The sequence below is a fragment of the Bacillus crepusculi genome (genome assembly GCF_014764715.1).
Lineage (GTDB): Bacteria > Bacillota > Bacilli > Bacillales > Bacillaceae > Bacillus.
In genome coordinates this window covers 1-12,351 of record NZ_JACXXE010000010.1, presented here as the reverse complement: position 1 = coordinate 12,351, position 12,351 = coordinate 1, and the positions used below count along the sequence as shown (strand labels likewise).

Annotated in this window: 11 protein-coding genes; 7 read left to right on the top strand and 4 right to left on the bottom strand. The window is 39.3% G+C overall.

The window, feature by feature from the left end:
* Nucleotides 1-210: 210 nt before the first annotated feature.
* From jag to rpmH, 4 genes are all read right to left on the bottom strand, one after another.
* Nucleotides 211-834, bottom strand: a complete 624-nt coding sequence (gene jag, locus IEE86_RS15340; protein ID WP_191097995.1) for an RNA-binding cell elongation regulator Jag/EloR — start codon at nucleotides 832-834, stop codon at nucleotides 211-213.
* Nucleotides 831-1,607, bottom strand: coding sequence for a YidC family membrane integrase SpoIIIJ (gene spoIIIJ / locus IEE86_RS15335; protein ID WP_191097994.1), 777 nt, complete (start codon nucleotides 1,605-1,607; stop codon nucleotides 831-833). The genes jag and spoIIIJ overlap by 4 nt, the downstream gene beginning before the upstream one ends.
* 164 nt (nucleotides 1,608-1,771) lie before the next feature.
* Complete coding sequence (gene rnpA / locus IEE86_RS15330) at nucleotides 1,772-2,131, bottom strand: ribonuclease P protein component (protein WP_191097993.1); 360 nt, start codon at nucleotides 2,129-2,131, stop codon at nucleotides 1,772-1,774.
* A gap of 79 nt (nucleotides 2,132-2,210) precedes the next feature.
* The gene (rpmH, locus tag IEE86_RS15325) at nucleotides 2,211-2,345 is read right to left on the bottom strand and encodes a 50S ribosomal protein L34 (protein WP_008360908.1); all 135 of its coding nucleotides are present in this window, start codon (nucleotides 2,343-2,345) and stop codon (nucleotides 2,211-2,213) included.
* A gap of 621 nt (nucleotides 2,346-2,966) precedes the next feature.
* Between rpmH and dnaA the strand changes: the two genes are divergently transcribed.
* The 7 genes from dnaA (at nucleotide 2,967) to gyrA (ending at nucleotide 12,109) form a co-directional block, all read left to right on the top strand.
* Nucleotides 2,967-4,307 carry a chromosomal replication initiator protein DnaA gene (dnaA, locus tag IEE86_RS15320; protein ID WP_191097992.1) on the top strand — a complete coding sequence of 447 codons (1,341 nt, stop codon included), beginning with the start codon at nucleotides 2,967-2,969 and terminating at the stop codon, nucleotides 4,305-4,307.
* 196 nt (nucleotides 4,308-4,503) lie between these two features.
* Nucleotides 4,504-5,640 (top strand): DNA polymerase III subunit beta, encoded by a 1,137-nt coding sequence (gene dnaN / locus IEE86_RS15315; RefSeq protein WP_191097991.1) that lies wholly within the window; start codon nucleotides 4,504-4,506, stop codon nucleotides 5,638-5,640.
* Nucleotides 5,641-5,790: 150 nt separating this feature from the next.
* On the top strand, nucleotides 5,791-6,006 hold the full coding sequence (yaaA, locus tag IEE86_RS15310) for a S4 domain-containing protein YaaA (protein ID WP_191097990.1): 216 nt from the start codon (nucleotides 5,791-5,793) through the stop codon (nucleotides 6,004-6,006).
* Nucleotides 6,007-6,022: 16 nt separating this feature from the next.
* The gene (gene recF / locus IEE86_RS15305; RefSeq protein ID WP_024718424.1) at nucleotides 6,023-7,135 is read left to right on the top strand and encodes a DNA replication/repair protein RecF; all 1,113 of its coding nucleotides are present in this window, start codon (nucleotides 6,023-6,025) and stop codon (nucleotides 7,133-7,135) included.
* Between the two features lie 17 nt (nucleotides 7,136-7,152).
* A complete protein-coding gene (gene remB, locus IEE86_RS15300; protein WP_191097989.1) occupies nucleotides 7,153-7,398 on the top strand; it encodes an extracellular matrix regulator RemB in 246 nt (81 codons plus the stop codon).
* Nucleotides 7,399-7,455: 57 nt separating this feature from the next.
* Nucleotides 7,456-9,372: a DNA topoisomerase (ATP-hydrolyzing) subunit B gene (gene gyrB / locus IEE86_RS15295; RefSeq protein WP_191098055.1), complete on the top strand. Its 1,917-nt coding sequence runs from the start codon at nucleotides 7,456-7,458 to the stop codon at nucleotides 9,370-9,372.
* Nucleotides 9,373-9,604: 232 nt separating this feature from the next.
* Nucleotides 9,605-12,109 (top strand): DNA gyrase subunit A, encoded by a 2,505-nt coding sequence (gene gyrA / locus IEE86_RS15290; protein ID WP_191097988.1) that lies wholly within the window; start codon nucleotides 9,605-9,607, stop codon nucleotides 12,107-12,109.
* The last annotated feature ends 242 nt before the right edge of the window (nucleotides 12,110-12,351 follow it).

Here is a 12,351-nt window from a genome sequence, read left to right as displayed (position 1 = left end):
GAATAACGACGTTCTCAACTTATCTTCACATCTTACACCTAAATCCAATAAATTTAAACGCCCCGATCCCTTAACATCATTGTAAAAATAGCGTTTTTCAGCCAAATACACACTAACTTTTTAGAAATAAAGGGGGAATCTTCTATAGAAAGACAATTTTTTCAATAAAAAAAGACTAAAATCCAGCTTTGCTGAATCTTAGCCTTTTTGCTATTTTTTATACAGCACCACAACATGACGTTTGCTGCCAGTATCTTCCGATGCCGTTGCAAGTTCTTTAGAAAATGCGGCAATCGTATCATGAACGATTTTTCGTTCATTCGAAGGCATCGGTTCTAAATGAACCTTTCTCTTCGTTTTTAAAACACGGTTTGCCGTTTTGATGGCGTATTGTTCAAGTGCTTCTTGGCGTTTCTTCCTATAATCTCCAATATCAATTGTAATATGATGATACTGATCGGAATAACGATTAAACACTAACTGTACCAATGTTTCTAAAGAGTACAAAGTTTGTCCTCTTTTTCCAATCATTAATGACGTTTTATCTCCATCAATGTGAAAAGAAATCTTTTTCGTTTCCTTCTCGGAAACAATTTTTGCTTTAGGATCAATTGATTTAACAATTTTATCTAAATACTGTGTAGCTAATTTGAGAGCATCTCTCTTTTCTACTAACTTAACAACAGCTTGTCTTTTACCAAATAATCCTAAAAAACCTTTATTTCCTTCATCTACTATCGTGATATCTACTTCTTCTTTTAGTAGCTGAATTTGTTTAAGTCCGGAATCTACTGCTTCTTCGATTGTGCGACCGACAGCAGTTATTTCCTTCATTTTTTATTCCCGCCAGCTTTTTCTTTTGTATCAACTTTTACTTGAGGTGTTTTAATCACCAATGTTTGAATGATCATGAAAATGTTACCTACAACCCAGTACAATGAAAGTGCTGCTGGGAAACTAATTGCAAATACAACGATCATAATCGGCATCACCCATAGCATGATGGCCATTTGAGGGTTGTCCGAAGGATTTCCAGCCATCATTAGCTTCTGCTGAATGAAAGTAGCTACACCCGCAATAATCGGTAATAGGAACAATGGATCTGGGCTGCCTAAGTCAAACCATAAGAATGTATGCTTTTTAATTTCTGCTGTTCTCATAATTGCATGATAGAAACCAATGAGGATTGGCATCTGAATTAAAATCGGGAAACATCCTGCTAATGGATTGACACCATTTTTTTGAAAAAGGGCCATTGTTTCCTGTTGAAGCTGCTGCTGTGTTTTTTGATCTTTAGAGCTATATTTTTCACGTAGCTTTTTCAATTCAGGCTGCAATGCTTGCATCGCTTTTGTACTTCTTAACTGCTTAATCATTAATGGTAAAATGAGCAGGCGAATTAACAGTGTCACAATAATAATCGCTACACCATAGTTTTCACCAGTTATGTTTGCCATGTACGTGATTAATTGAGATAGCGGGTAAACAATATAAGAATTCCAGAATCCCTTACTATCTGATGTAATTGGTTCATTGATTTGTGTACACCCTGCCAATAGAACCAACACGCCAATCAAGCTAAATATTAGTAATAATCGCCTTTTCAACAAGATTCCTCCCATTACTTCAAACTTTATTTAAGCTGGAATTGATTACGAAAGTGACTCACCTAATCAGTATGGTAACATTTTTTCATTACAAAGTGGTGGTTTCATTTTAATTCACTAAATGAAGGAAGCGCTTTTAAAAATTGATTCAACGAAAGTTTCTATTACGAAGACTTTTTCGGTTGTTGTTGATAAACAGCGGATTTTCTAAATAAATGTTGGAGAGACTTCTTTGTTTCTTCAAAGGTCAATTCACTTGCTGGTTTTCGTGCAATGACAATATAATCTTTTTCTTGCTTTAACTTATGACCTTCCTCTAAAAACACCTGGCGGATCAGTCTTTTAATTCGATTTCTTATCACTGCATTACCAATCTTCTTACTGACAGACAATCCTAACCGCAGTTCATCTTGATTCGGCTGATCCATCTGGTAAATAACGAATTGGCGATTAGCCATTGATTGACCTTTTTTGAACACTTGTTGAAACTCTTCATTTTTTTTTAGCCTGTTTCGCTTCTTCATGTTTTCTTCCACTCCGATAAAAACTGACAGTTCATTTTACGATTTTATGTAAAAAAGACCACTGACATTATTCAGTGGCCTAAGCTGATAATTTTTTTCTACCTTTGCTGCGGCGTCGCTTTAAAACTAGACGTCCGTTTTTAGAACTCATACGGCTGCGGAAGCCATGAACTTTACTACGCTTACGGTTATTTGGTTGAAACGTTCTTTTCATTTATGACACCTCCCTGAGGAATAGCTGTTTAAGACAGTCTAACTCATTATATTTGTGTAACCCATCGATTGTCAATATCAATGATAAAACTCTTATTATCAACCTTATAAGCATAACACAAGTTATCAAGTGAAGAAACCTTCTTTTTCAGTTTCCAGCATTTTATTCTTTTTTTCCTCCTAAAAAGACCTCCAAAACAAGGGTGTGGATATTTTTCCGGCATATTTAGACTATCCACATCCATTATCGACATTTTTTTCACACAAATAACTGATGTGGATAATTATTTTTCAACAGGTTGTAAAGTTTGTGGATAAGTTTGTGACACCCATTGCACCATCTCGTTTATTTTGATATTATATTTGTGTTTTAACTCTTAATTACTTATCTGACCCATTTACATTATCCACAATCTGTGGATAACCTGTGGAAAGTTATTACACAGCCTGTTGAATTATTTATCCACAGATTGTGTAATTTGTCGAAAAGACGTTTTTCTACTATATTAATTGTTTTCAACAAAGTATGTGCACGAATGGTCATGACCATTTGCTCTTTTTCGTGTTCTATAACAGTTTGATACTGGTCATTTTAAAAAGAAAGGGAGGGGGGAGAAGCCTTATGGAAAATATTTTGGATCTGTGGAATAAAGCACTTCAAAAAATAGAGACAAAATTGAGCAAACCCAGTTTTGAAACTTGGATGAAGTCGACTAAAGCCCATTCTCTTCAAGGAGATACGCTCACAATTACTGCACCTAATGAATTTGCTAGAGACTGGCTGGAATCGAGATATCTTCATTTAATTGCAGATACCATCTATGAACTGACAGGTGAAGAGCTCAGCATCAAATTTATTATTCCTCAAAATCAGGACGAAGAGGAAGCCGTGCCAAAGTCTCCAATTAAAAAAATGTCTAAAGAAGAGCCTGTTGAAATTCCACAAAATATGCTGAATCCAAAATATACATTTGATACTTTTGTTATTGGTTCAGGCAACCGTTTTGCTCATGCCGCTTCACTTGCAGTCGCAGAAGCACCAGCAAAAGCATATAACCCGCTCTTTATTTATGGGGGCGTTGGTTTAGGAAAGACCCACTTGATGCATGCGATTGGTCATTACGTCATAGACCATAATCCATCAGCCAAAGTGGTCTATCTATCATCTGAAAAATTTACAAATGAATTTATCAACTCAATCCGAGACAACAAAGCTGTCGACTTCCGGAATCGCTATCGGAATGTAGATGTGCTTTTGATAGATGATATTCAATTTTTAGCAGGAAAAGAACAAACACAAGAAGAGTTTTTCCATACATTCAACACACTTCACGAAGAAAGTAAGCAAATCGTCATTTCTAGTGACCGGCCGCCGAAGGAAATTCCGACACTAGAAGACAGATTACGCTCCCGGTTCGAATGGGGTCTTATTACAGACATTACCCCGCCAGACTTAGAAACGCGTATTGCGATCTTGCGAAAAAAAGCAAAGGCAGAAGGGTTAGACATACCGAATGAAGTCATGCTCTATATTGCCAATCAAATTGACAGCAACATTCGTGAGTTGGAGGGTGCTTTGATTCGTGTCGTTGCTTACTCTTCTTTAATTAATAAAGACATCAATGCTGATCTAGCAGCTGAAGCCCTAAAGGACATCATTCCTTCATCGAAGCCAAGAATCATTACGATTAAAGATATTCAAAGAATTGTAGGACAACAATTTAATATCCGATTAGAAGATTTCAAGGCGAAGAAACGGACGAAATCAGTTGCTTATCCAAGACAAATTGCTATGTACCTCTCTAGAGAAATGACCGATTCCTCTCTACCTAAAATAGGAGAAGAATTTGGCGGACGTGATCATACAACAGTCATTCATGCTCACGAGAAAATCTCGAAATTAATCGTTGAAGATGAACAGCTTCAGCAGCATGTCAAAGAGATCAAAGAACAATTAAAATAAACAAGCTGATATAATTAGTATGGGAAAATGTGAATAACTTCAGCATGGTCATACACAGTCTGTCCACATGTGGATAGGCTGTCTTTCCTTTCTTTCTACCTACTTATCCACATATTCACAAGCCCTACTAGTACTTCTACGATTTTTATTAAATAAATATATATACATGTCATTAAGAAAATTTAGGAGGACCACTATGAAATTCACGATTCAAAAAGATCGTCTTGTTGAAGGTGTCCAAGATGTATTAAAGGCCGTATCCTCTAGAACAACGATTCCTATTTTGACAGGGATTAAAATTGTTGCATCTGATGAAGGGGTTTCTCTAACAGGAAGCGACTCTGATATCTCAATTGAATCCTTTATTCCTAAAAGAGATGGGGATTTAGAAGTCATTACAATTGATCGTCCGGGAAGTATTGTGCTGCAGGCCCGCTTCTTTAGCGAAATCGTTAAGAAACTGCCGATGTCTACAGTCGAAATTGAAGTAGAACAAAACCATTTGACCATCATCCGTTCTGGTTCAGCAGAATTTAATCTAAACGGCTTAGATGCTGAAGAATATCCGCATCTACCACAAATTGAAGAGCACCATGCTTTTCAAATTCCAACAGATCTACTTAAAAACTTAATTCGTCAAACCGTTTTCGCAGTGTCCACCTCAGAAACACGACCTATCTTGACAGGTGTAAACTGGAAGGTGGAAAAAGGTGAATTAATATGCACGGCAACGGATAGTCACCGTCTTGCTTTAAGAAAGGCGAAGTTAGATATTAACGAGGAAAGCTCGTACAATGTGGTCATTCCAGGGAAGAGTTTAACAGAGCTAAGCAAAATTCTAGATGATGGACAAGACCTTGTAAGTATCGTGATTACTGAAACGCAAGTTCTCTTTAAAGCACAAAACGTGCTTTTCTTCTCAAGATTGCTGGACGGTAATTATCCAGATACAGCTCGCCTGATTCCGCAAGAAAGTAAAACGGATGTTGTGGTGAACACGAAAGAATTCCTTCAAGCGATTGATCGTGCCTCACTTTTAGCAAGAGAGGGACGTAATAACGTTGTGAAACTATCTGCTGATCCTGAGCAAAGTCTTGAAATCTCTTCTAATTCGCCTGAAATCGGTAAAGTGGTTGAAACGGTTCAAGCGGATGACATTAAGGGGGAGGATTTAAAGATTTCCTTCAGTCCAAAATATATGCTGGATGCTTTAAAAGTATTAGAGGGAACTGATATTCATGTAAGCTTCACTGGTGCGATGAGACCATTCCTATTACGCACGCCGAATGATGATTCCATCTTGCAATTGATTCTTCCAGTGAGAACGTATTAAGTTAATCTAAAATGGCTGCTGTGTGAGTGCACAGCAGCTTTTCTTCTCGTTTACCATGCTTTCTTTCATCCCAGTTCGCTTTCCCCCTTTCCTTCTTGTCTTGTTTTTTAGTACAATTAGATATTAGTGATATTGAAAGAGGTCGATACAATGCCTAATCCTATAACCATTGAAACAGAAATGATTACATTAGGGCAGTTTTTGAAATTAGCCGAAGTCATCCAATCTGGCGGAATGGCGAAATGGTTTCTAAGTGAACATGAGGTGTTCATTAATCAAGAGCCAGATAATAGACGGGGACGTAAATTATACCCAGGAGATGTTGTCGAGATTGAAGGCTATGGCGCATTTCAAGTTGTGAATTAGAAACGGGTGACAATACATGTACATTCAAAGTCTGGCGTTAACCTCATACCGAAACTATGAACACACCGAACTCCAATTCGACAATAAGGTCAATGTCATGATCGGTGAGAACGCCCAAGGTAAAACGAACTTGATGGAAGCGATCTATGTATTGTCGATGGCAAAATCTCATCGTACATCAAATGATAAAGAACTTATCCGATGGGACGAAGACTATGCTAAAATAGAAGGTAGAGTCATTAAAAAAAACGGTCCACTCCCAATGCAGCTCGTGATTTCAAAAAAAGGAAAAAAAGGCAAGGTCAATCATATTGAACAACAGAAGCTCAGTCATTATGTTGGTGCTTTAAATACCATCATGTTTGCACCAGAGGACTTAAGTCTTGTGAAGGGCAGCCCGCAAATCCGCAGAAGATTCCTCGACATGGAGATTGGACAAGTTTCTGCTGTCTACTTGCATGATTTATCGCTCTATCAAAAAATCCTCTCTCAGCGAAATCATTACTTGAAACAATTGCAAACAAGAAAGCAAACGGATCAAGCGATGCTGGAGGTTTTAACAGAGCAATTGATTGATGCGGCAGCGAAAGTTGTCAAAAGAAGACTTACTTTTACAAAGCAGCTCGAAAAATGGGCGCAGCCGTTGCATTTTGGGATTTCTAGAGAGCTAGAAACACTCACGCTCCAATACCAGACGGCGATAGAGGTATCAGAAGCGTCAGACTTGTCGAAAATAAAGAATAGCTATGAAGAATCGTTTCAGAAACTAAGAGACAGAGAAATAGACCGAGGTGTGACACTGTGGGGACCTCACAGAGATGACCTTCTTTTCTTTGTGAATGGTCGGGATGTTCAGACATATGGCTCTCAAGGGCAGCAAAGAACAACAGCTCTTTCACTAAAGCTTGCAGAAATTGATCTGATACATGAAGAAATCGGCGAATACCCCATTCTTCTACTCGATGATGTTTTATCTGAACTTGATGATTACAGACAGTCTCATTTGCTCCATACCATTCAGGGGCGTGTACAGACCTTCGTCACGACAACAAGTGTTGAAGGCATTGATCATGCCACCCTGAAAGAAGCGGAAATTTTCAGAGTAGCCAGTGGAAAAGTAATTGACTGATAAATGAGGTGTGGGTCTTGTATATTCATTTAGGTGATGATTGTGTTGTTTCTACACGAGAGATTGTCGCAATTGTTGATTACAAAATGAGGTCATCTTCTGTTGTAGAAGAGTTTCTCCAAAAGCAAGGGGAACAAATCATTTCGTTATCACAAGGGACACCCAAATCCATCGTCGTCACAACTGAATCTGTTTATTACTCTCCTCTTTCCTCAAGCACGCTCAAAAAACGTGCTTCATTTGTGATTGAAATTGAAGTCTAAAAGCTCAATTCATATAAATATATCGTTTAAGAAAAGTGTAGGTGAATGTACGTGGCAATGGAACAGCAACATAATAGTTATGATGAAAATCAGATACAGGTGCTCGAAGGACTAGAAGCTGTTAGAAAACGTCCAGGAATGTACATTGGGTCAACCAGTGCAAAAGGACTTCACCATCTTGTATGGGAAATTGTCGACAACAGTATTGACGAGGCATTAGCTGGTTATTGTACAGACATTACAGTGCAAATCGAAAAAGATAATAGCATTACAGTAAAAGATAATGGCCGAGGTATTCCTGTTGGGATTCATGAAAAAATGGGACGACCTGCAGTAGAAGTCATTATGACTGTTCTTCACGCTGGCGGTAAGTTTGACGGCAGCGGTTATAAAGTATCTGGCGGTCTGCATGGTGTAGGGGCGTCTGTTGTAAATGCTTTATCTACCACCTTAGACGTGACAGTATACCGTGATGGGAAAATTCATTATCAGCAATTCAAACGCGGAGTTCCAGTTGGTGATTTAAAGGTCATTGGTGAAACAGACGTAACTGGTACAACTACTCATTTCGTACCAGATCCAGAAATTTTCACTGAAACCATTGAATTTGATTACGACACACTTGCCAATCGTGTACGTGAGTTAGCCTTCTTAACAAAAGGGGTTAACATCATTATTGAGGATTTACGCGAAGGCAAAGAGCGGAGAAATGAATACTGCTACGAAGGCGGTATCAAAAGCTATGTAGAACATTTAAATCGCTCGAAAGAAGTGGTTCATGAAGAGCCAGTTTACATCGAGGGTGAAAAAGACGGAATCACGGTTGAAGTAGCATTACAATACAACGATTCCTATACAAGCAACATCTATTCCTTCGCCAACAATATCAACACGTATGAAGGCGGAACACACGAAGCTGGATTTAAAACAGGTCTGACGCGTGTCATCAATGATTATGCTCGTAAAAATGGCGTATTCAAAGATGGAGACTCGAATTTGAGCGGAGAAGATGTGCGAGAAGGCTTAACGGCTATTATCTCCATCAAACATCCAGATCCTCAATTCGAAGGACAAACGAAGACGAAGCTTGGGAACTCAGAAGCGAGAACCATTACAGACTCCCTCTTCTCTGAAGCACTTGAGAAATTCCTATTAGAGAATCCTGATGCTGCGAAGAAAATTGTGGAGAAAGGCGTGATGGCAGCTCGTGCAAGAATGGCAGCCAAAAAGGCACGTGAGCTGACAAGACGTAAAAGCGCACTGGAAGTCTCCAGCCTTCCTGGGAAATTGGCAGACTGTTCTTCTAAAGACCCTTCCATCTCTGAGCTCTATATCGTAGAGGGAGATTCTGCAGGCGGATCTGCTAAGCAGGGGCGTGATCGTCACTTCCAAGCCATTTTACCGCTAAGAGGAAAGATTCTAAACGTTGAAAAAGCACGACTGGATAAAATTTTATCTAACAACGAAGTTCGTTCTATGATTACAGCGTTAGGAACTGGAATCGGTGAAGACTTCACTTTAGAGAAAGCTCGCTATCACAAAGTTGTGATCATGACGGATGCGGATGTCGACGGCGCTCATATTCGCACGCTGCTTTTAACATTCTTCTATCGCTACATGCGTGAAATCATTGAAAACGGTTATGTGTATATTGCACAGCCACCTTTATATAAAGTGCAGCAAGGTAAACGGGTTGAGTATGTGTATAACGATAAACAGCTAGATGAGCTGCTCAAGACATTGCCTCAAACACCAAAACCTGGACTTCAGCGCTATAAAGGTCTTGGAGAGATGAACGCAACTCAGCTGTGGGAAACAACAATGGATCCTGATGCGAGAACACTTCTACAAGTGACGCTTGAGGATGCGATTGATGCTGATGAGACATTTGAAATGCTGATGGGAGATAAAGTAGAACCGAGACGAAACTTTATCGAAGAAAATGCACAATACGTGAAAAATCTCGATATTTAGATAGGTCCCCCCTTGAGAACAACCTTATTTCTTGTTTGGAATAAGGTTGTTTTTCAAGATTCAGGCCTGTGAAACGAATGTCCTGGTTTTCTATGTTTCGTTGATTTTCTAGTAAATTAATGTGTATAAAGCAGAGATTATTGATATAATGAAGAATAGTCTTGTGAAGATAAATACATATTTTACTCCCACATAATTTATTTCATGTGATACGTAAAGGGAGGTTCTTATAGTGAGTGAACAACATACACCAAATGTACGCGAAGTGAATATCAGTCAAGAAATGCGTACGTCCTTTTTAGATTATGCAATGAGTGTTATTGTTTCGCGTGCATTACCAGATGTACGAGATGGATTGAAGCCTGTGCATCGAAGAATTTTGTATGCGATGAATGACCTAGGGATGACAAGCGATAAACCATTTAAGAAATCTGCACGTATCGTTGGGGAAGTTATCGGTAAGTACCACCCTCACGGTGATAGCGCTGTATACGAAGCAATGGTTCGGATGGCGCAAGATTTCAACTATCGTTATATGTTAGTTGATGGTCATGGAAACTTTGGTTCAGTCGATGGAGACGGAGCAGCGGCGATGCGTTATACCGAGGCGCGTCTATCTAAGATTTCTATGGAAATCCTCCGTGATATCACAAAGGATACCATTGATTATCAAGATAACTATGACGGCAGTGAAAGAGAGCCAATGGTCATGCCTGCAAGATTCCCGAACTTATTGGTCAACGGAGCGACAGGAATTGCTGTAGGAATGGCGACCAATATTCCGCCGCACCAATTAGGTGAAGTCATTGATGGGGTATTGGCCATTAGTCAAAACCCGGAAATGACCACACAGGAGCTTATGGATATCATCCCAGGTCCAGATTTCCCAACAGCGGGACAAATCATTGGCCGAAGTGGTATTCGGAAGGCGTATGAAACAGGGCGTGGCTCTATTACATTACGAGCAAAATCGGATATTGAGGAAACATCTAGCGGTAAACAGCGCATTGTGATCAATGAGATCCCTTATCAGGTTAACAAAGCCCGTTTGATTGAAAAAATCGCTGATCTTGTACGTGATAAAAAGATTGATGGCATTACAGATTTGCGTGATGAATCAGATCGTAATGGTATGCGTATTGTCATTGAGCTAAGAAGAGATGCGAATGTCCATGTTCTATTAAACAATCTTTATAAACAAACGACACTTCAAACCTCATTTGGTATCAATTTGCTGGCGCTTGTTGATGGACAGCCAAAGGTTTTATCACTGAAACAATGTCTTGAATACTATCTTGAGCATCAGAAAGTCATCATTCGCAGAAGAACGGCGTATGAGCTACGTAAAGCTGAAGCAAGAGCACATATTTTAGAAGGCTTGAGAATTGCACTTGATCACTTAGATGAAGTTATTGCTTTAATTAGAGGCTCTCAAACCGCTGAAATTGCGAGAAATGGCTTAATGGAGAACTACAGCTTGTCTGAAAAACAGGCACAGGCCATTCTTGATATGCGACTCCAGCGCTTGACTGGTTTAGAACGAGAAAAGATAGAAGATGAATATAAAGGACTTGTTGATTTGATTGCTGAATTGAAAGCCATCCTAGCAGACAATGAGAAAGTTCTTGAGATCATCAGAGAAGAATTAATAGAAATCAAAGAACGCTTCAATGATACGCGTAGAACTGAGATCGTGACAGCAGGTATTGAAACGATTGAAGATGAAGATCTGATTCCTGTTGAGAACATCGTGATTACGCTGACTCATAATGGCTATATTAAGCGTCTGCCTGCATCCACATATCGCAGTCAAAAAAGAGGCGGTAAAGGTGTCCAAGGAATGGGGACCAACGAGGATGATTTCGTTGAACAACTGATCTCAACATCGACCCACGATACGATCCTCTTCTTCTCTAATAAAGGGAAGGTCTATCGTGCGAAGGGGTATGAGATTCCTGAATTCGGACGGACAGCGAAAGGGATTCCGATCATTAACCTTCTTGAAGTCGAGAAGGGAGAGTGGATTAACGCCATTATCCCAGTAAGCGAATTTGATGAAGATTCGTACCTCTTCTTTACAACAAGACACGGTGTATCAAAACGAACATCGTTGTCTCAGTTTGCCAACATTCGAAACAATGGCCTTATTGCACTGAGCCTGCGTGACGAAGATGAACTGATGGCTGTTCGTTTAACCAATGGAGAAAAACAAATCATCATTGGGACGAAAAAGGGTATGCTAATTCGTTTCCACGAGACGGATGTTCGTGAAATGGGACGTACGGCAGCTGGGGTCAAAGGAATCACACTTTCTCAGGATGACATCGTCGTTGGAATGGAAATCCTTGAGCCAGATGCAAACGTATTGATCGTAACTGAAAGAGGTTATGGCAAATTAACACCTGAAAAAGAATATCGTGTTCAAACTCGAGGCGGTAAGGGTCTTAAAACATGCAAGATCACTGACAACAATGGTCCACTTGTCGCAGTGAAGGCAACCAATGCTGAAGCAGAAGAAGACTTAATGATTATTACAGGGAGCGGTGTCATCATTCGAATGGCCGTTTCAGACATTTCGACAACAGGCCGTGTCACTCAAGGTGTCCGCCTCATTCGTCTAGGCGATGATGAACATGTCGCTACAGTGGCATTAGTTGAACAATCTCCAGAAGACGATGAAGAGAATAGCGAAGAAAGTGTAGAAAACGTAGATTCAGATCAAGAACAATCTGAGTAAAAGTAAAGTCGGTTTTTCACCGGCTTTATTTTTTTTCAAAAAAACATGTTTTTTTGAAATTTATAATGCTTTTTTCATAGATATGTGTTAATCTTTCAAAGGAGCAAAAATAGGCTCTATTTTTTATCTCTTTCACAGTAAAACTTCTTAAAAAAACAAAATGTTTTTTAAGAAAAACATTGACTGTTGATAGAGATATATGATATATTCAAGTGGTCGCTTTGAGAGAGTGACAAACAAGT

What these genes read in the sequence shown, in the direction of transcription:
- recF (WP_024718424.1), top strand. Translation starts at nt 6,023, where the DNA reads ATGTACATTCAAAGTCTGGCGTTAACCTCATACCGAAACTATGAACAC.
- rnpA (WP_191097993.1), bottom strand. Translation starts at nt 2,131, where the DNA reads ATGAAGAAGCGAAACAGGCTAAAAAAAAATGAAGAGTTTCAACAAGTG.
- dnaN (WP_191097991.1), top strand. Translation starts at nt 4,504, where the DNA reads ATGAAATTCACGATTCAAAAAGATCGTCTTGTTGAAGGTGTCCAAGAT.
- rpmH (WP_008360908.1), bottom strand. Translation starts at nt 2,345, where the DNA reads ATGAAAAGAACGTTTCAACCAAATAACCGTAAGCGTAGTAAAGTTCAT.
- dnaA (WP_191097992.1), top strand. Translation starts at nt 2,967, where the DNA reads ATGGAAAATATTTTGGATCTGTGGAATAAAGCACTTCAAAAAATAGAG.
- gyrB (WP_191098055.1), top strand. Translation starts at nt 7,456, where the DNA reads ATGGAACAGCAACATAATAGTTATGATGAAAATCAGATACAGGTGCTC.
- jag (WP_191097995.1), bottom strand. Translation starts at nt 834, where the DNA reads ATGAAGGAAATAACTGCTGTCGGTCGCACAATCGAAGAAGCAGTAGAT.
- yaaA (WP_191097990.1), top strand. Translation starts at nt 5,791, where the DNA reads ATGCCTAATCCTATAACCATTGAAACAGAAATGATTACATTAGGGCAG.